Source organism: Acrocarpospora pleiomorpha (assembly GCF_009687885.1).
In the GTDB taxonomy this organism is placed as follows: Bacteria; Actinomycetota; Actinomycetes; order Streptosporangiales; family Streptosporangiaceae; genus Acrocarpospora; species Acrocarpospora pleiomorpha.
On sequence record NZ_BLAF01000023.1, the window covers coordinates 115,812 to 135,077 of the forward strand.

The 19,266-nt window shown below is 70.6% G+C and carries 16 protein-coding genes; 3 read left to right on the forward strand and 13 right to left on the reverse strand.

Going from position 1 to position 19,266, the window contains the following annotated elements; all coding sequences use genetic code 11:
* Nucleotides 1-139: 139 nt before the first annotated feature.
* Nucleotides 140-1,501 (forward strand): aminotransferase class I/II-fold pyridoxal phosphate-dependent enzyme, encoded by a 1,362-nt coding sequence (locus Aple_RS21500; RefSeq protein ID WP_155346444.1) that lies wholly within the window; start codon nt 140-142, stop codon nt 1,499-1,501.
* A gap of 1 nt (nt 1,502) precedes the next feature.
* Here Aple_RS21500 and Aple_RS21505 read toward each other — a convergent pair whose 3' ends face one another.
* From Aple_RS21505 to Aple_RS21540, 8 genes are read right to left on the reverse strand one after another with little or no spacing between them, the layout of a single operon-like run.
* Nucleotides 1,503-2,621 (reverse strand): LLM class flavin-dependent oxidoreductase, encoded by a 1,119-nt coding sequence (locus tag Aple_RS21505; protein ID WP_155346445.1) that lies wholly within the window; start codon nt 2,619-2,621, stop codon nt 1,503-1,505.
* The gene (locus Aple_RS21510) at nt 2,618-3,844 is read right to left on the reverse strand and encodes an aminotransferase-like domain-containing protein (RefSeq protein ID WP_155346446.1); all 1,227 of its coding nucleotides are present in this window, start codon (nt 3,842-3,844) and stop codon (nt 2,618-2,620) included. The genes Aple_RS21505 and Aple_RS21510 overlap by 4 nt, the downstream gene beginning before the upstream one ends.
* On the reverse strand, nt 3,841-4,647 hold the full coding sequence (locus tag Aple_RS21515; RefSeq protein ID WP_218038447.1) for an ABC transporter permease: 807 nt from the start codon (nt 4,645-4,647) through the stop codon (nt 3,841-3,843). The genes Aple_RS21510 and Aple_RS21515 overlap by 4 nt, the downstream gene beginning before the upstream one ends.
* Nucleotides 4,644-5,582: an ABC transporter permease gene (locus Aple_RS21520; protein ID WP_155346447.1), complete on the reverse strand. Its 939-nt coding sequence runs from the start codon at nt 5,580-5,582 to the stop codon at nt 4,644-4,646. Before Aple_RS21520 ends, Aple_RS21515 begins: the two co-directional genes overlap by 4 nt.
* Nucleotides 5,579-6,511 carry an LLM class flavin-dependent oxidoreductase gene (locus Aple_RS21525; protein WP_155346448.1) on the reverse strand — a complete coding sequence of 311 codons (933 nt, stop codon included), beginning with the start codon at nt 6,509-6,511 and terminating at the stop codon, nt 5,579-5,581. The genes Aple_RS21520 and Aple_RS21525 overlap by 4 nt, the downstream gene beginning before the upstream one ends.
* A complete protein-coding gene (locus Aple_RS21530) occupies nt 6,504-6,989 on the reverse strand; it encodes a GNAT family N-acetyltransferase (protein WP_218038448.1) in 486 nt (161 codons plus the stop codon). The genes Aple_RS21525 and Aple_RS21530 overlap by 8 nt, the downstream gene beginning before the upstream one ends.
* Nucleotides 6,986-8,326, reverse strand: coding sequence for an LLM class flavin-dependent oxidoreductase (locus tag Aple_RS21535; RefSeq protein WP_218038449.1), 1,341 nt, complete (start codon nt 8,324-8,326; stop codon nt 6,986-6,988). Before Aple_RS21535 ends, Aple_RS21530 begins: the two co-directional genes overlap by 4 nt.
* The gene (locus tag Aple_RS21540) at nt 8,311-9,948 is read right to left on the reverse strand and encodes an ABC transporter substrate-binding protein (protein WP_155346449.1); all 1,638 of its coding nucleotides are present in this window, start codon (nt 9,946-9,948) and stop codon (nt 8,311-8,313) included. Before Aple_RS21540 ends, Aple_RS21535 begins: the two co-directional genes overlap by 16 nt.
* Nucleotides 9,949-10,194: 246 nt before the next feature.
* On the opposite strand from Aple_RS21540, the gene Aple_RS21545 reads away from it, so the two are divergent.
* Together Aple_RS21545 and Aple_RS21550 are read left to right on the forward strand one after the other, a co-directional pair.
* On the forward strand, nt 10,195-11,520 hold the full coding sequence (locus tag Aple_RS21545; RefSeq protein ID WP_155346450.1) for an NtaA/DmoA family FMN-dependent monooxygenase: 1,326 nt from the start codon (nt 10,195-10,197) through the stop codon (nt 11,518-11,520).
* Nucleotides 11,517-13,097, forward strand: a complete 1,581-nt coding sequence (locus tag Aple_RS21550) for a dipeptide ABC transporter ATP-binding protein (protein ID WP_155346451.1) — start codon at nt 11,517-11,519, stop codon at nt 13,095-13,097. Before Aple_RS21545 ends, Aple_RS21550 begins: the two co-directional genes overlap by 4 nt.
* Before the next feature lie 39 nt (nt 13,098-13,136).
* On the opposite strand, the gene Aple_RS21555 is transcribed toward Aple_RS21550, so the two are convergent.
* The 5 genes from Aple_RS21555 to Aple_RS21575 form a co-directional block, all read right to left on the reverse strand.
* Nucleotides 13,137-14,156, reverse strand: coding sequence for a LacI family DNA-binding transcriptional regulator (locus Aple_RS21555; protein WP_155346452.1), 1,020 nt, complete (start codon nt 14,154-14,156; stop codon nt 13,137-13,139).
* A 26-nt stretch (nt 14,157-14,182) separates the two neighbouring features.
* A complete protein-coding gene (locus Aple_RS21560) occupies nt 14,183-15,619 on the reverse strand; it encodes a GH1 family beta-glucosidase (RefSeq protein ID WP_155346453.1) in 1,437 nt (478 codons plus the stop codon).
* Nucleotides 15,620-15,701: 82 nt separating this feature from the next.
* Complete coding sequence (locus Aple_RS21565) at nt 15,702-16,586, reverse strand: carbohydrate ABC transporter permease (protein WP_155346454.1); 885 nt, start codon at nt 16,584-16,586, stop codon at nt 15,702-15,704.
* Entirely contained in the window at nt 16,583-17,557 is a 975-nt protein-coding gene (locus Aple_RS21570) for a carbohydrate ABC transporter permease (RefSeq protein WP_155346455.1), read from the reverse strand. Before Aple_RS21570 ends, Aple_RS21565 begins: the two co-directional genes overlap by 4 nt.
* Nucleotides 17,558-17,678: 121 nt before the next feature.
* Entirely contained in the window at nt 17,679-19,022 is a 1,344-nt protein-coding gene (locus Aple_RS21575) for an ABC transporter substrate-binding protein (RefSeq protein WP_155346456.1), read from the reverse strand.
* Nucleotides 19,023-19,266: the final 244 nt, after the last annotated feature.

A 19,266-nucleotide genomic window follows, 5' to 3' on the forward strand; every position in this document is an offset into this window, starting at 1 on the left:
ACCCACAACCCCGGATAGCCCTGGCCTCGGAACCCTCGTGGAGATCCACTTCATGCCGTGAACGGCCCAGCGGCGCCACCCGGGAACGACGGTAGAGTGGTCGGGTTGAACGAGCGGCAGCACGTGATGTGGGGTCCGGATGGCGCCGAACACGACGGCTGTGCCGGCGCGGCGAGACGGTTCGATCGACGGGTTCGCCAAGCGGATCGCGAGCAGGACCGCGTCCGGCATCGCGAACGATGTGCGAGCACAGATTCACGCCGGCGAGATCAGACCGGGGACTCGGCTGCCCGCGATCCGGGATGTCGCGCGGGCGCTGGACGTGAGCCCGACCACCGTCCAGGAGGCATGGAACCAGCTGACCCGAGCCGGAATGCTGCGCGCGTCCGGGCGGCGCGGCACGCTCGTCCTCCCGGTCGGCAGCCGGGTGGAGATCCAGACGCCCAGCGGCGTCCTGTCGGTGGACCGTGCCGACGGCGCTCCCGATCCGTCGCTGTTCCCGCCGCTCGACGAGGCGATCCTGGCCGGGATGCGATCGCCGGATCTGCACGCGCACGATTTCGCGTTCGTGACCACGGAGCTGCTGGGCGCGGTCAAGCGGACGTGGCCGTTCCGGGCGGAGTCCTGGACCACCGCCGACGGTGACTGGCACGGGAACTTCCTGGGCGTGCAGGCGGTCCTGACACCGGGTGCGCCGGTGGCCGTCGAGCAGCCGACGATGATGAGAACGTTGACATTGCTCCGCCATCTCCAGGTTCCGGCGATCGGCGTGGAGTGGGACGACGAGGGGCCGAGCCCCGACATGCTGCGCGCCGCGCTCCGGCGAGGCGCCGGGGCGTTCGTCTACCAGCCGAGAGGTCACGTGCCGACCGGCCGGCGGGTGAGCGACCGGCGACTTGACGAGCTGGCCTCCGTGCTGGAGCGCCATCCCCGCGTCCAGGTTTTCGAGGATGACACGCTAGGGCCGCTGTGCGGGGGGCGGGATCTGAGTCTGGGCGCTCTGCTGGCGGGCCGGGTGTTGCGGCACCGGTCGTACTGCGCCGCTTTCGGGCTCGACCTGCGGACCTCGGTGCTGGCTGGACCGGAGCAGCTGGTGCGTGCCGTCAACCGGATCCGGGGCATGTCGGGCGTCTGGAACAGCAGGATCCTGCAGGGCGCGCTCGCGTACTTGCTGAAGGACGCGCGCACCCGCCGCCTGGTCGACCGGGCGGCGCGCACGTACCGGCGCCGCCGGTCGACCTTGGTCGCGGCGCTCGCCGACCGCGGAGTTCACATCGGCGGCGAGGACGGACTGATCGTCTGGCTTCCGGTCGCCGACGAGGAACGGGCGTTCTCCGGCTTGGCCCACGCCGGCGTTGAGGCCGGCCTGGGTTCCACGAGCTGGCTTACGCCCCGGCGCACCGGCCACTACCTGCGGGTCGAGACCGGCAGGCTGTCCACCCAGGCGCTGGAGATCGAGTACCTGGCCGACTCACTGGCCCGGTTCGCCCGAACCGACTGATTCAGGAGTGCCACGCCTCGGCGAGCAGGCGAAGCGAAGAGTCGACGTCGTCCGAGTCGTGGGCCGCCATCGTGACGATCAGCTCGGCCGCCCCGGTCAGCCTCTGGAGCGCGGCCAGCCTCTCGACGACGACCTCGGGCACTCCGGCGATATGGGTGCTTGTGCGGTCGGCGACCAGCTCCAACTCGGCGTCCGTCCATTGGTGCGCGACCGCCTCATCGGTGGTGGGATATGCGGTCAGGCCGCCGCCGGAACGCTGCCGGCGCACCCACTCGGCGCGTTGCGCGGCGACCTCGCGCGCGTGGACGGCGGTCTCGGCCACGTACACGTCGGCGGCGACCGCGAGATACGGCCAGCGGTGCTCGGGCCCCGGGTGAAACGCCTGGCGATAGGCGCCGGCCGCGTCGAGAACCTGGCCCGGGTTCATGTGGTAGTCGGCGGCGAAGGGCAGACCCAGCTGTCCCGCGAGCCGCGCGCTCTCGCCACCGCTGCTGCCCAGCGCCCACACCGGTACGCCGGGGGCGCCACCGGGAAACGCCGAAGCCGGCGTGCCGTCGTCGAACCGGTAGCGGTCGGCGAGAAAACCGAGAATCGCCGCCACCTGGTCCGGGTAGGGGAGGGCTTGCGCTCCGGGCTGCTGCAGCAGCTCGCGCTGGCGCAGCGCCCGGGGCGAGGCGGTGATCGCACTGCGGTCGTAAGGGGCGGGGATGACCACGCCCTCCACAGTCCTGGCGACCGGCCTCTCGCCGCCCGGGGCCTGCTCGCGGGTGGTCCGGCCGCGACCGGCCGAACGTCCCAGGCCGAGGTCGATCCGTCCGTCGTACAGAGCGTCGAGCGTGCAGAAGTCCTCGGCGATGGACAGCGCGGTGCGGTGGCCGGTGAGGATCGCGCCGGAACCGACCCGAATGGTCGTCGTCGCCGCCGCGACGGCGCTGATCAGCACCGCGGGGCTGGGGGAGGCCAGGCCGGCGCTGAAATGATGCTCGGCGATCCAGTAGCGCCGGTACCCCAGGGACTCGGCGAGCCGGGCGCGTCGCGGCACCGCCCGCAGCGCCGGCCGAGGGTCGGTGCCCGACGGGATGTGCGCGAGGTCCAGGACGGACAGGGGAACGCGCGTCATGCGCCACCGCCCGCGGTGGAGACTGCGGCGGCGAGCCGGGTGACGGCCTCTTCGAGGTCGGTGTCCGGGATGTCGCTGAAGCCGAGGCGGAGATGGCGGTCGTGATCGTGGCCGCCGGGGACGGCGAACGAGGTGCCGCGCGAGAAGTTGGTTCCATGGGCGAGGGCCGCGTGATGGAGGGGTTCCAGGGAGAGGGCGGGGTCGAGTAGCCGGGCCCAGATGAAGAAGCCGCCGTCCGGCCGCTCGGCCTCGATGTGCCCGGCCAGGTGGGTTCGCAGACTGGTCGCCAGCGTGGTGGCTCGAGAGTGGTGCAGCGCCGACAAGTCGGCCAGGATCCGATCGAAGGCGCCGGCCGGGCGCACGACGCCGAGGATCGCCGCCTGGGTGAAGGTCGAGGGGTGCTGGTCGGTGCGCGCGCGGATGTTCAGCACGGGCTGGACGAGCCAGGACGGCAGCGCGAGCCAGCCGAGACGGAGACCGGGACCCAGAGACTTCGCGAACGTGTTGATCCGGACGACTCTGTCGCTGTCCGTCGGGAAATCCGGTACGTCTTCGCCCGCGAACCGTGACGTGCGGTAGGGGTTGTCGGAGAGAACGACGAAACCGAACCGTTCGGCCAGTTCCACCAGCCGGGTGCGCGCCCGCGCGCCGAGCACCGCGCCGGTGGGGTTCTGGAAGTCGGCCACCGTGTAGACCGCCCTCGGCCGGACGCCCTCGGCCAGGAGACGCTCAAGCGCCTCGACGTCCAGCCCGTCGCGCCCCACCGGGACGGGTACGGCGTGGGCGCCGGTCAGCTGGAGCACGCGCAGCGCGATGGGGAAGATCGGGTCGTCGGTGACCACGGAGTCACCCGCGTCCAGGAGCGCCTGCGTGACCAGCGACAACGCGTGCAGCCCACCGTTGGTGACGACGATCCGCGCCGGGTCGATCCCCTCCCGGGCCGCCAGCCAGGCGACGAACTCGTCGAGGCCGCGCGGCCCGGAGTACCGCAGGGCCGCCGTGGCGCGGGCGGGGTCGGCGAGCAGCTCGTGGACGCTCGCGTTCAGCGCCTCGGCCGGAAGGGCCTCCGACGCGGGATTTCCGCCGAGCAACTCGACCGCGTCCCGCCGGAGATTGCCGAGCACGCCCACGAACGACTGGGGGCTCGTCAGTCTCGACGCGAGCCGGGACAGCTGGGCGCCGTCGAAGTCGGTCACGAAGCCTCCGTAGTGTCGGGTGTTCATCGGTCGATCGCGCGCGCGACGTGGTTGACGGCGAGCACCGAGAGGGTCACGACCAGGCAGGGCAGCAGGCTGATCCACCAGGCCGAGGCCAGGTGGTCGCGCCCTTCCGCGATGAGGCTTCCCCACTCCGGCGTCGGCGGCGGCGCGCCGAACCCGAGGAAGCTCAGCGAGGAGATCGACAACATCGCGCCGGCGATGGTCGTGGTGGCGAGCACGATCGCCGGGCCCGCCGCGTTGGGGACGACATGCCAGAACATGATCGGGCCGCGCCGCACGCCGAGCATCGTCGCGGCCTCGACATAGCCAGACTCCCTGATGCGCAGGACCTCGGCGCGGACCACCCTGGCGAACCCCGGCATCGAGCCGATCCCGACGGCCCACGCGATCTTCCCGGTGCCCGGGCCCAGCGCCGCCACGATCACCAGGGACACCAGCAGGCCCGGTAGGGCGAGCAGCACGTCCACCAGCCGCATGATGAGCGCGTCGGCCAGCCCACGGGAGAACCCCGCGAGCAGGCCGAGCGCCGAGCCGAGCACCAGGGCTATGGCCACCGCCGCCAGCGTCGACTGCAGCGACAGGGCGGTGCCGTGCACCACGCGGCTGTACAGGTCGCGGCCGAGCTCGTCGGTGCCGAACAGGTAACCGGCGCCGGGCGGCCGGAGGCGTTCGGCGGGCACGACGCGCAGCGGATCGCGGGCCGCCAGCACGCCGGGCAGGGCCGCCCAGCAGAGCACGAGCAGCAGATAGAGCACCGAGACGGTGCGACCGGGCGCGCGAACGGCCGCGCGCAGGACGGCCGTCACCGGGACACCGCGATTCTGGGATCGAGCAGCGGATACAGCAGATCCACGGCCAGGTTGACCACGGTGAAGACGCAGGCGCCGACGGTGACCACGCCCAGAATGACCGGCAGGTCTCTGGCCCCCACCGCGGCCAGCGCCAGGCGGCCGAGCCCGGCGCGGGAGAAGACGGTCTCCGCCACGATGGACCCGCCGAACAGCTCACCGGCCAGCACGCCCGCCATGGTCAGCGCCGGCAGCAGCGCGTTCCTGGCCACATGGGCGAGGTGCACCCGAAGACGCGAGAGACCCTTGGCCAGCGCGATCTCGGCGTACTCCGCCGACTGCTCCGCCTCGATGCTCCTGGACAGCAGCTGCGCGATCAGCGCCCCGACGGGAAGGCTGAGCGAGAGCACGGGCAGGATCAGCGACTCGGCCCCCGACGAGCCGAAGGCCGGCAGCAGCCCCCAGCGGAAGGACACCAGCTGGAGGAGGACCAGGCCGACACAGAACGTCGGCACCGACACCCCCACCGCCGGGACGGCGGCCAGCGCGTTCCTGAGCCCGCGCCCCGGGACGAACGTGGTGACGAGGGCGAGGGCGGAGCCCAGGAGGATGCCGCCGAGCATGCCGAGCGCGGCGAGCAGCATCGTCGGCCCGAGCGCCTGGACCAGCATCTGGGTCACCGGACTCCCGGTCTGCGTCGATGTTCCGAGGTCGCCCCGCAACGCCCGGCCCAGCGCCTGGACATACTGGACGTACACCGGCTGGTCGAGCCCGAACCGGGCGCGGAAGGCGGCGAGCGTGGCCGCGTCGACGCCCGCGGTGCTGTCGCTGCCGGCGGCCATGATCTCGGCCGCGTCGCTGGGCAGCAGGAACACGGCGAAGAACGTGAGCGTGTACGCGGCCCACAGGACGAGGACGGCCTGGCCCACGCGGCGCGCCGCGTACCCGGTCACGGCGCGGCCGATCGTCCGGTGGCGTACCGGTTGGCCGGCCGGGCCAGCCCGAACCTCTCCCGCAAGGTCGCACGGGGCGGCAGCGCGGAATCACGGCGCGCCGGTTCCCCGTCCACCGGCAGAATGACGCCGTCCAGCGCGCCGCTTCCCGCCAGGCGGTCGACGCCCTCGGCCCCACCGGCGGGCAGCTCGCCGAGCACGCGGATCAGGTGGCGCCGCCTTCCGGAGCGTGCGACCACCTCGTCGACCCGCCTCGTGATCGTGTGGATCGGCGCCGCCGGGTCGACGTCGATGATGATCACGTCCGCCTGGGCGATCACCCCGTCCCCGCCGCTGTCCGCCCGTACGGCGACGACCGGATGCCCTTGCGGAGGACGCGGGGTGATGGAGGGTCCCTCAATCGAGAAGGCCGACCCCGCGTAGCCGACCCGGTGCAGGCGCCGCCGGTCCAGGTAACGCCCGGTGCTCACGTCGCGGATGACGGCGTCGTCCTCCCAGCTGTCCCACAGCCTCCCGACGACGTCGACGACCTCGCCGGCCTCCTCCCACAGCTCCGCCTCCGGCCGCGTTCCGGCGCCGTGCAGCTCGGCCTGCGCCGCGGTGGGCGAGGTGATCACCAGCCAACCGGCCCGCCCGTCGCTGAGGTGGTCGAGCGTGGCCAGCCCCGAGGAGATCACCAGAGGCTCGGCGAAGGTCGTCGTGGCCGCCGCGATCACCCCGATCCGGGAGGTGGCCGCCGCGATCCGGGCCGCGAGCATGACGGGATCGAGCCCGACGCCGTGCCCGCCTCCCGCGTACGCGTCGTCGATGAGGACGAAGTCGAAACCGGCGGATTCCGCTCGCAGGGCCGTCCGCCGATGCCAGGCGATCTCGGCAGGCGCGGCGGGATCGTCCAGCCGCAGGCCCACCACGAACCGATGGTCAGTCATCCCCGTTGATCCGTTTCGTGAAGCACACGCTGACGACGGTGTCGTCCGCGTAAGGGCCGAACGGCGGGATCCGCCGCCACCCGAGCGATTCGTACAGGCTGATCGCCTCCGGCTGGCGGATGCCCGTCTGCAGGACGAGCCGGTCGATTCCGCGCGCCGCGGCGAGCTCCTCGACGGCCGACACCAACGCGCGCGCGAGCCCGCGGCGCCGGTGGCCGCGCGCCACGACGACCCGCTTGACCTCGAAGAAGCCTTCGACCTCGACCAGCGAGGCCGTCCCGACCGGCTGCTCTCCGCGGTAGACCACGAGCGTCGCCACGACGTCACCGGCGCGGGGCGGTGTCACACGCTGGGCGGACAGGTCGAGATCCGCGTAGCGTGGCACGACTTCCTCCGCCATCAGGGTCCGCAGCCGGAGCGCCCCGGCGTCGTCCCACGGCACCTGCCCGACCGTGTAGTCCGGGGGAAACTCGGTCACGAGGCCCACCGGTTCTGCGGATACGTGACGCCGAGGTGATCGCGCAGAGTACGGCCGGTGTACTCGCGCCGGAACACGCCCCGGTCCTGCAGGATGGGCACCACCCGCGCGAAGAAGCGGGTCAGGGCGTCCTGGTACGGCGGCATGACGATGAACCCGTCCGCGCCTCCGGCCAGGAACCAGCGCTCCAGCTCGTCGGCCACCTGCTCGGCCGTGCCCACCAGCCGCCAGTGGCCGTAGGACGCCACCTCCAGCCCGACCAGCCGCCGCACGGTCCACCGCTCGTTCCTGGCGAGGTCGGCGAAGATCTGGAAGCGGCTGCGGCGGCGCTCGACGTCGGCGGCGGCGGGGAGCCGTTCCAGCGGGATCGGCTCGTTGAAACCGATGCCGGTCAGGTCGATTCCGCCCAGCTGGTCGGCCAGCCGGGCGGTCGCGGTCGCCTCGTCGACCAGGTCGAGCAGGCTCTCCTGGATCGCCTTGGCGTCCGCCGCGCTGTCCCCGATGATCGGGCTCACTCCGGGCAGGATGGCGATGTCGGTGCCGGGCCTGCCGTACGAGGCGGCCCGCGCCTTGAGATCGCGATAGAACTCCTGGGCCTCGGCCAGATCCTGCTGCGCGGTGAAGACCATGTTGGCGTGGCGCGCCGCGAGATCCCGGCCGGCCGGCGACGAGCCCGCCTGGACGATCACCGGACGGCCCTGCGGGGTACGGCGCACGTTCAGCGGCCCGGCGACCGCGAAATGCGGACCCTCGTGGTCGATCGTGTGGATCTTGTCGATGTCGGCGAAGACGCCAGACGCCCGGTCGTGGACCAGGGCATCCTGCTCCCAGCTGTCCCACAGCTGCTCGACCACGTCGATGAACTCCGCGGCGCGCTCGTACCGCCCGGCGTGGTCGGGCCACGGCCGCCGCCCGAAGTTCTGCTCGCCGATGCTGGAGGTGACCGCGTTCCAGCCGGCCCGCCCGCCGCTCAGGTGGTCCAGCGTCGCCACCTGGCGGGCCAGGTTGTACGGCTCGTGGAAGGTCGTCGAAGCGGTCGCGATCACGCCGATCCTGCTGGTGGCCCGCGCGATCGCCACCGCCGCGAGCAGCGGCTCGAAGTAGAGGTAGGGCGCCTGAACCCGGGTCAGCGCCCGGTTGGGCGAGGACACGTCCGAGAGGAAGAACGCGTCGAACCTGGCCGCCTCCGTCTCCCGCGCCAGCGAGATGATCAGTTCCGGGGTGCCCCAGTCCTCGGTACGGCTGTCGGGCCGCCGCCACGCGCCCTGGTGCACCCCGCCGACCCCCGCGGACAGCGCGAGCCGCATCTGGCGCCGCCCGCTCACTTGCCGAGCCACGTGTCGTAGAAGATCAGCCGGGACGAGGACTCGAAGCCCAGGCCCTGGACGGCCGCGCTCACCGCCGCGACCTGGGACAGCTCGTAGACGGGGATCGCGTAGGCGTTCTCGATCAGCTGATCCTGGATCTCGCCGCCGATCCCGTTCCTGGCCGCCGTGTCGGCCGCGGACTGCTCCTCCACATAGAGCTTCTCCAGACTGTCGCTGGTCTCCTTGGCCGTGACCGCCGCCGTCGACGAGAACGCCGACCGCAGCACGTCCAGGTCCGGACGGGTGAAGTTGCCGAACGTGAAGTTGACCTTGGGATCCTGGGCCGCCTTGAGATAGTCGGCCACGGCGAGCGGCCGCAGCTTCAGCTCGACGCCGAGATCCTTCAGCTGCTGCTGGACCACCTCCAGGACGCTCTGGTTGGTGACCACGGTGGAGATGTACACGACGTCGGGGCTGAGGCGCTTCCCGTTCTTGACGCGGATCCCGTCGCCGCCCTTCACCCAGCCGGCGTCGTCCAGGAGCTTGCCCGCGGCCGCGGGGTCGCTCTTCAGCGCGCCTTGCCCGTCCTTGTACCCGGGTGTCGTCTTCGCCAGGACGGACGTGGCCGGCTGGTAGCTGCCGCTCAGCACCGACGTCAGCTGGGCGCGGTCCAGGCCGATCTGGATCGCCTCGCGGATCGTGGCGTCGGCGGCGAACTCGGAGGTGGGCTTGGGGAACAGGGTGTTGACCACGCCGGGGTTGGCGCGGGCCAGGATGGTGAACCCGCCGCTCTTCAGCGTGGCCTCGTCGTCCGGCTGCACGTCGGTGATCGCGTCGAGCTGTCCCGACCGCAGCGAGCCGGTGCGCACGCTCGCCTCGCTGACGATGTGGAACTCGATCGAGTCCAGATGCGCCTCGCCGCCGTGCCGCGCCACCGCGGACGGCCAGGCATAGCCCGGCCGGCGGGTCAGGACGGCCGACTGGTTCGGCGTGTAGGACTTCAGGACGAACGGGCCGGAGCCGACGAGGCCGTCCGCCTGGCAGCGTTGCTCGGCGGTCTTGGCCACCGTGCCCGCCGACAGGATGCCGAGCTGCACGACCGACGTCGCCTGGAGGAAGCCGGCGTTCGGCTGCGAGAAATCGACCCGGACGGTGTGGTCGTCCAGCACGGTGGTCTTCTCGTAGCCGCCCAGGTATCCGGTCACCAGCGACGTGGCGGCGCCCAGCTTGACCACGGTGTCGAGGTTCTCCTTGACGACCGCGGCCGTGACGCCCGACCCGTCGCTGAAGGTCACGCCGTCCCGCAGGGTGAAGGTGAACTGTGTCGCGTTCTCGTTGACCGTCCACGATGAGGCCAGCCATGGCTCGATCGTGCCCGTGTCCGGATCCAGATAGGTCAGGCTGTCGACGAGCTGACGGCTGATGTTGATCGACGACGCGTTGCCGTTCTGCTGCGGATCCAGGCAGCCGGGATCGCCGGACAGGCCGATCTTCAACGTACCGGCCTGGCGGGGGGTGGCGCTCCCGCCGGACGCGGCGCCACCGCCGGGCGCGCAGGCGGCGAGGACGGTGGCGGCGGCCAGCGCGACGCCGCTGATGACGACCGCCGGTGGTCGCCGGCGCTTCTGGAGACGTGACGCAGTCAGGCGCACGGTTGATTCCTCACTGGGTGCGGGCCGGCGGAAGGCACCGAACCGACTTTACCTATCGGATTTACATAGATTTGGAACAGCCGCAGGCGCGGACATTCTGGACCCCAGGGACGTTAGCGGAGCCCTTTCTCCCGTGTCAACCGCCTAGCTGGTACGTATCGAGCTAGTTGAGGCACTGAATCTGTAACAAAAGCTCTGCCGGGGGTGTAACGAAGGAGCACAAAACGACCCGCTATCCTTCAGCCCATGCCCAACGCGCCGTCGACAGGCGGTATCCCCTCGCTGCCGTCACGACCTCGCCGGATGCATCTGGCGGCGTTCGTGGAGGGCGTCAACCACACCACGGTGTGGCGGGACCCCCGGGCAGGCGACCAGATGGCCTTCTCCTCCTTCCGCCACGCGGCGCGGACCGCGGAGCGCGGCCTGTTCGACTTCTTCTTCCTCGGTCAGGGCCTGCGGATGCGCGAGCAGCGCGGCGAGCTGTTCGAGCTCGACATCGCCGGCCGCCCCGACTCCTTCGCCCTGCTGGCCGCGCTCTCCGAGGTCACCGACCGGATCGGGCTGGCGGCGACGGTGAACACGACGTTCTACGAACCGGCCGAGCTGGCGCGGGCCTTCGGCACGCTCGACCACCTCAGCGGCGGACGAGCGGCGTGGAACATGGTGACGTCCTCGGACGCGTTCACCGGCGCCAACTTCCGCCGCGGCGGTTACCTCCCCTACGCCGATCGTTACGTCCGGGCGCGGGAGGTGCTGTCGGCCTGCCGCGCGCTGTGGGAACGCGCCCCGGCATCCACCGCGCCCGCCGAGTACGCGGGCAGGTACGTCGACGTGCGGGGCCGGCCGGCGATTCCCCCCTCGCCGCAGGGACAGCCGATCCTCATCCAGGCCGGTGACTCCTCCGGCGGCAGGGACTTCGGCGTGTCGGTCGCCGATGTCATCTTCTCGCGGCACAGCGGCCTCGACGAGGGCATCGCCTTCCGCCGCGACATCGACGCGCGCGCCGTCGCCGCGGGCCGGGCCCCGGAGTCCGTGCTGGTCCTGCCGATCGCCAGGATCGTGCTGGGCGACACCGCGCGGGACGCCGCCGAGCGGGCCCGCGAGATCGGCTTCGCCCAGATCGGGCCCGAGCGCGCCCTGGCCTTCGCCGAGCAGGTGTGGGGGCGTGACCTGCACGGCTGGGACCCGGACGGGCCGCTTCCCGACATCGGGCCCGACGTGCGGGACGCACCGGTGATGCAGGGGCGCGTGCAGTCCAAGGCCGACCCTCGCGCGACCGTCGCGTCGTGGCGGGCGCTGGCCGAACGCGACGGCCACACCCTGCGCAGCCTCATGGTCGAGATCTACGCCAAGCCCACGTTCGTCGGCTCCCCGGAGGAGGTCGCCACCACCATGGCGGAACGGTTCAGAGCCGGCGCATGCGACGGCTATGTCCTGTCCACCCACCTCATGCCGAGCGGCCTGGACGACGTCGTCGCCGACGTCGTCCCGCTGTTGCAGGAGGCCGGCCTCTTCCGTACCGGCTACGAGGGCGGCACTCTTCGTGACCTGCTCTTCCCGCGCGTGTCATGACCCCTTTGTTGTCCATCGACGATCTTCGCGTGCGTTACCGCGCCGGCACGACGAGCCCCGCGCTGGACGGGGTCAGCCTCACTGTGGGTAACGGCGAGGTCGTCGCCGTTGTCGGTGAGTCAGGGTCCGGCAAGTCGACGATGGCCCGGGCCGTACTCGGCCTGACCCCGTCGACGGCGCGGCTGTCGGGACGGATCGCGTTCCACGGCCGCGACCTGCTGGGGCTCGGCGCCCGGCGGTGGCGGGAGATCCGCGGCAGAAGGATCGGCCTCATCGCCCAGGACCCCCTGGCCGCGCTGGACCCCGTCAAGCGCGTCGGCGACCAGGTGGCCGAGGCGCTGCTCGCGCACCGGCTGGCCGGTCGGCGGAGCGTACGAGGCCAGGTGGCCGAGGCCCTCGCGGCCGCCGGGCTCGACGACCCGGACCTGCAGGCGCGCCGCTACCCCCACGAGCTCTCCGGGGGCATGCGCCAGCGGGTGCTCATCGGCCTCATCATCGCCCTGCGGCCCCAGCTGATCGTCGCCGACGAGCCGACCAGCGCGCTCGACGTGACCGTCCAGCGCACCATCCTCGACCAGATCACGGCGCTCAACGCCGACGGCACCGGGGTCCTGCTGATCACCCACGACCTCGCCGTCGCCACCGAACGGGCCCACCGGATCGTCGTCCTCAGCCACGGGCAGGTCGTCGAGACCGGCCCGGCCGCGCGGGTCCTCAACGAGCCCACGATGGACTACACCCGGCGGCTCATCGCCGCGGCGCCCAGCCTGACCTCCGCGCGCCGGGTACGGCAGCCGCCCCCGGCCGGCCGGCCGCCGCTGCTGTCCGTCCGCGACCTGGGCAAGGTGTACCGCCGGACCGCCGTGGCCGTCGACGGCGTCAGCTTCGACGTCCATCCCGGCGAAACCGTGGCCATCGTCGGCGAATCCGGCTCGGGCAAGACGACGACCGCCCGGATGGTCCTGCGACTGGCCGACGCGACCTCCGGCCGCATCCTCTTCAAGGGCGGCGACATCACCGCGGCCGGCGGACGCGACCTCCGGCGGCTACGCCGGCACGTCCAACTGATCCACCAGGACCCCGCGTCCACCCTGGACCCCAGATTCACCGTGGAACGCTGCGTCGCCGAACCCCTGAAAGCCCTGACCTCCGGCTCGGCGGCCGAACGACGGCGAACGGTCACGCGGCTGCTCGAGGAGGTGGCGCTCGGCCCCGACCTGCTCCGCCGCAGGTCGACCGAGCTTTCCGGCGGGCAACGCCAGCGGGTGGCCATCGCCCGCGCACTGGCGTGCCGGCCCGATCTGATCGTGTGCGACGAACCCGTCTCGGCCCTCGACGTGTCGGTCCAGGCGCAGATCCTCGACCTTCTCGTCCGCCTCCAGGAGGAACTGTCGCTCAGCTATCTCTTCATCTCGCACGACCTGGCGGTGGTGCGGCAGATCGCCCATCGCATCCTCGTCATGCGCCAGGGCCGGGTGGTCGAGATCGGACGGACCGAGCAGATCTTCGAAGCCCCGCGTCACGAATACACCAAGGCGTTGCTGGCCGCGATACCCGGCAGAGCCCCGTTACGATGATCCCTACTGAGGGGCGCCCGCGTCGCGCGGGCGCCCCAGTCAGGTAGAAGCCCGGATCACCAAGTGGGTGTCCAGGATGACCACGGGTTGTTCGAGCGGTTCGCCGTTGATCCGGGCCACCAGGAGCTGGACCATCTGCCGGCCCATGGATTCGGTCGGCTGATGGACGCTGGTGAGCGGGGGATCGGTGTGCAGGGCCACCTTGGAGTCCTCGAAACCGATCAGCGCGACGTCGCCGGGGACCGACTTGCCGCGTTCCCGGAGCACTCGGAGCGCTCCCACGGCCATCGGGTCGGAGGCCGCGAACACCGCGTCGAGGTCGCCGTGCCGGTCCAGCAGCTCGCGCATCGCCGTGGAGCCGCTCTCCTCGGAGAAGTCGCCGTACGACACCCGTTCCGGCGTGCCGGTGGCGAGCAGCGCGTCCCGATACCCGGCCAGCCGGTCCACGCCCACGCCCATGTCCTGCGGGCCCGCGATCGTGGCCACCCGGGACCGGCCGTTGCCGAGCAGGTACTTCACCGCCTGCCGGGCCCCGGCCCGGTTGTCCATGTCCACGTAGCTGTACGGATTGAGCCCCACCGGACGGCCGCCCAGCACGGTCGGCACGCCCAGGTTCTCCAGCCGCCCCGGCAGCGGGTCGGCGCCGTGCACCGAGGTCAGCAGGACTCCGTCCACGTGCTGCCCGGTCAGGTAGTTCTCCAGCCGGTCGTGCTCGTTCCTGTTCTGCGCCATGCTCAGGATCAGCTGCAGCCCGGTCTCGGCCAGCGCCGAGCCGATGCCGCGGATGAGCCCCGCGAAGTACGGCTCGTCGAACACGCGCTGCTCGGACTCCGACACCACCAGCGCGATGGTGTCGGTCCGATTGGTGACCAGGGTCCTGGCCGCCCGGTTCGGCACATATCCGAGTTCGTCGATGGCGAGCAGGACGGCGTCGCGGGCCTTGTCGCTCACCTTCGGCGACCCGTTGATGACCCGTGACACCGTGCCACGCCCGACCCCGGCCCTGGCCGCGACCGCTTCGAGAGTCGGTCTGGCGGCCAAGCGGCGGTCCCCGTTCATCAAATCTGCCCCCTCATCACTTGGGCCTATTCTGCCGGACCCCGAAGGCCTCCGTGCCGGATGGTCTCGGCGTACCAGAGAGCGCTATCTTTCAGGATCCTCGTCTGTGCTGAATAGTCCACATAGACCAGCCCGAACCGCTTGCCGTAGCCCCAGGCCCATTCGAAGTTGTCCATGAGGGACCAGGCGAAGTAGCCCTGCAGGGGCACGCCACCCTCGATGGCCTGGTGACAAACGCGCAGGTGGGTCTCGATGAAGGCGCGCCGCTCCACGTCGTGGACGGCGCCGTCCTCGGTCAGGACGTCGTCGTAGGCGGCGCCGTTCTCTGAAATGTACAGAGGAATGGCGGGGTACTCGCGGACCAGGCGGGTGAGCACCTCGTACAGAGCGGTCCCGTCCACCTCCCATCCCATGGACGTCACCGGGTGGCCCGCGTTGACGAAACCGATGTGCTCGCTGCCGACCCAGGGTGATCCGGAGTCGGTGGGCGCGGCGGCGGCCGACTGGGCTCCGCCGGGCGCGCCGGACACCGTGAACCGGCTGTAGTAGTTGATCAGCAGCATGTCCAGCGGTGCCGCGATCTTCGCCAGGTCGCCGTCCTGGATGAACTCTGGGCCGGTCAGGTGGCTCACGTCCGCCAGCACGTCGTCCGGGTAGCGGCCGTGCATGATCGCGTCCAGGAAGAAGCGGTTCTGCAGGCCGTCGATGCGGCGGGCCGCGTCCTGGTCGGCCTCGCTCTCGGTGGCCGGGGTGACCGCGTACAGGTTGACGCAGCCGCCGATCCTGGAGTCGGCGTGCTGGGCGCGCATCGCCTCCACGGCCAGGCCGTGGGCCAGGTTGAGGTGGTGCGCGGCGTGGATCGCCAGGGCGGGCTCACGCCGTCCCGGTGCGTGCTCCCCCGAGGCGTACCCCAGGTACGCCGCGCACCACGGCTCGTTGACGGTGCTCCAGTTCTTCACCCGGTCGCCGAGCGCCCCGTGCACCACCGCCGCGTAGTCCGCGAAGCGCTTCGACGTGTCTCGTGACGGCCACCCGCCCGCGTCTTCGAGCGCCTGCGGCAGGTCCCAGTGGTAGAGCGTCACCCACGGGTCGATCCCGTAGCTGAGCAGCTCGTCCACCAGGCTCTTGTAGAAGTCCAGGCCCTTGGTGTTGATCGCGCCGCTGCCGAGCGGCTGGATCCGGGGCCAGGACACCGAGAACCGGTACGCGGACAGACCGAGGTCGGCCATCAGGCGCACGTCGTCCCGGTAGCGGTTGTAGTGGTCGATCGCGACGTCGGCGTGCTCGCCGTTGACCACGTGGCCGGGCTGGGCGACGAAGGCGTCCCAGATCGAGCGGCCGCGCCCGTCGGTCGCGACCGCGCCCTCGATCTGGTACGCCGAGGTGGCCGAACCCCACACGAAACCGGTGGGGAACACCAGAGCCGGGGCTTCGAGCTGGGTGTCTGTCTTCTGGGTGGTCACGCGTCCTCCTCCTTCGCCGGCCGTGTGACCGATGCGCTTGTTGGGCTGCCTAATGGGTAGTGAATAATTTCCGCTCGCGGGCTCACTCCTTGACCGCGCCTTCCATGAGTCCGCCGATGATCTGGCGGCCGAAGAGGACGAAGACGAGCAGCAGCGGGATGATCGAGATCGTGGTGCCCGCGAAGATGAGCACGTAGTTGGTGGAGTATCGGTCATTCAGCGCCCGGAGCGCGACCTGCACGGTCGGATTGTCCGGGGTCAGGATGATCAGCGGCCAGAGGAATTCGTTCCAGATCAGCATGAAGGTCTGGATGGCGAGCACCGCCATGCCGGGCCGGACCGCCGGGACCGCGACGTTCCACCAGATCCTGATCGTGTTGGCGCCGTCCACCCGGGCCGCCTCGACCAGTTCCCGCGGCACCGCCTGCCGGGTGTACTGGGTCATCAGGAAGACGCCGAACCCGTTCACCAGGAACGGGAGGATGACCGCCTTGAGGGTGTTCGTCCAGCCCAGCGTGACCATCATCTGGTACAGCGGGACGATGCCCATCTGCTGCAGGGGGACCATCATGGTCAGCACGACCGACAGCAGCAGCAGGTTGCGGCCGCGGAAGTTGAGCGAGGCGAACGCGAAACCGGCCAGCGTCGAGATCACCACGATGCCCAGCGTGACCGTGGACGCGATGATGATCGAGTTGATGATGCCGGTCATGAAGTGGGCGTTCTCGGCGTCGAAGACCGCCTGGATGTTCTCGCCCAGGTTGCCGCCCGGCAGGAACGGCGGCGGCACGCTGTGCGCGTCCTCGTTGCTGCGGGTGGCGATGATGATCATCCAGTAGATCGGGAAGATCGACAGGAAGATCGCCAGGGCCAGCATGGCCTTGGTGAACGGGGTGGCCCGGAACGGGTCGAGCCGGGCGCCGCCCGCGCGGGGCGCCCTCGGCCGGGTCTGCGTCAGCGTGGTCATCGTGATCTCCCGAGGCCGCGGACGAGCGCGAAGTTGATCAGAGCGGAGATCAGGATCAGCAGGAACAGGATCCAGGCCGCCGCCGCGGCGTAGCCGTACTGGAAGTCACGGAAACCCTCCTTGACGATGAACATGGCCACCGTCTGGAACTGGCCCGTGGTGCCGCCGGTCATGAGCCCGGCGCCGAACATCACCGGCTCGGCGAACAGGGTGAAGCCGCCGATGGTGGAGACGATCACGGTGAAGATGATCGTGGGCTTGAGCAGGGGGACGGTGATCCCCCAGAACTGGCGCCGGGGGCTGGCGCCGTCGATCGCGGCCGCCTCGTACAGGTCCTTGGGGATGGTCTGCATGGCGGCCAGGTAGATGATCGCGTTGTAGCCGGTCCAGCGCCAGTCCACCATCGTGGCGATCGCGATCCAGGACGTCCATTTCTCGTTCTGCCAGTGGATGGCGTCCACCCCGAACAGGCTGAGCAGCCAGTTGACCAGGCCGTAGTCGCGCCCGTACAGCTGGGTGAAGACGACCGCCACCGCGACCACCGAGGTGACCAGCGGCGCGAGCACGCTCAGCCGCAGCACCAGCCGACCGCGCAGCTTCTTGTTCAGCGCGTTGGCCAGCAGCAGCGCGAGCAGCAGCTGCGGCACCGTGGCGATCACGAAGATGCCCACGGTGTTGACGACGGAGTTCCAGAACTTGTCGTCGGCGAGGAGCTCGGTGTAGTTCTCCATGCCGATGAAGGTCTTGTCGCCGGCGAGCTGCCAGTCGTGCAGGGAGACCCAGAGCGTGAAGATCAGCGGGAAGATGCCGAAGATCGCGAAGAGCACGAAGTACGGGGAGACGAAGAAATAGGGCGCTGCCCGCAGGTCCAGCCAGGACAACAGCCGCCGGGGTCCTGGCGGCCGGGCGTGCCGCCGTTGGTTCGACGGCAGCGTGCGGGTCCTATGGCCCGCGTCGACGTCGAGGCTCATCACGGAAACCTTTCGTGGAAGGAGCGGCCAGAGGGCGGGGTCCCGCTCTGGCCGCTCTTGAGTCGAGACGACCGGCCCGCCCGCGGGCTGCGGGGGGCCGGTGACGTTCGCGGCCGGGGGATCAGCCCGCGGCCTTGACGCCCTCCTCCACGAACCGGGTCCAGGCGTCGGCCCACTTGACCGAACCCTGGTCTGCGCCCACGAGGACCTCCTCCACGGCGGCCTTCACCTGGGCGTGCTTCTCACCGAAGAACACCGGCGACAGCTGCGCGACCGAGGCGGCGAAGATCGGCCCGCTCGGCGCGTCGTTGAAGTAGGGGTTCTTGGCGTCCGCGACGGCCGGGTCCTGCTGGGCCGGGATGCTGCTCGGGAAGTTGCCGCCCTCCTTGAAGGCGGCGACGTGGCCTTCCTTACCGGTCAGGTAGTTGAGGACCTCGGCGGCCTCCTTCGGGTGCTTGCTCTGCGACGGGACCATCAGCCAGGAGCCGCCCCAGTTGCCGCTGGCGCCGGGAACCGCCGCGACGTCCCAGTTGCCCTTGTTGGCGTCGCCGGAGGTGCCGGAGATGACGCCGAGCATCCAGCTCGGGCAGCCCATGGTGGCGAAGCCGCCCTTCTGCATGGCGGTGTTCCACTCCTCCGTCCAGGAGCGCAGCTTGGCCGTCAGACCGGCCGTGCTGAGCGTCTGCACGTAGTCGAACGCCGCCTTGACGCCCGGGTTCTTGTCGACGATGAGCGTCTGGTTCTGGTCGAAGTAGACCTGGCCGCCGTTCTTGCCGGCCTCCTGCGCGAGGACGGAGTTGTAGACCGTGTTGGCGCCGTCCACGAAGCCGACCTTGGGCATCGCGGCCTTGAACTTCTTGCCGGTCTCCAGGTACGCGTTCCAGTCCGGCCACAGGGCCGAGACCTCGTCGCGGTTGGTGGGCAGGCCGGCCTGCTTGAACAGGTCGGTCCGGTAGCACATGGCCATGCCGCCGATGTCGGTGCCGAGCGCGTAGAGCTTGCCGTCCTTGTTGACGCCGGTGTTCCACTTGTACTCGGGGAAGTCGGCCTTGCGGCTGTCCAGGCCGTACTGGCCAAGATCGGCGAAGTACTGCGGGCGGGCCGACATGAGGCCCATCGCGCCCTCGTCCATGGCGATGACGTCGCCCGCGCCGCTGCCGGCCTCCAGCCACTGCAGCACCTGCGGCAGGTAGGTGTCCTCGAAGCGGTCGGTCAGGTTGACGTACTTGACCTGGATGTTGGGGTGGCTGGCGTTCCAGGCCGCCACCGCGTCGTCGTACGCGAAGTTCTCACCGCCGCCGAAGGTCTGGAGGGTGATCTCGACCTTCTCCGCCGGGGCCGACGCGGTGCCGCTGGCTCCGGCGGCGGGCGCCGGGTCGTCCGAACCGCAGGCGGCGGCCGACAAGGCAAGGGCGCCAACCGCGACGGCCGCGAGCAGCCTGCCGCGGCGCGTGTTGTTCATCATTCCGGACCCCTCTCAGGTGGTTCCCGAATCTCGTTTGGGGGCAGCTCCCGGACCAGTCCCCGACAACGTGGCCCTGCGTTGAGTCTGCGTTGGGAGCGCTCCCACGAAGAGTCCACTATACGCAACGCGGGCGTCAATATGCCGAAACCTAACTGTTACTCCTGGACAGGTTGCACAGTCAGATTCCGGCATTTCATGACATAAGCCGCATGTAGGCATTTGGGAGCGCTCCCGTGCGCGTTCC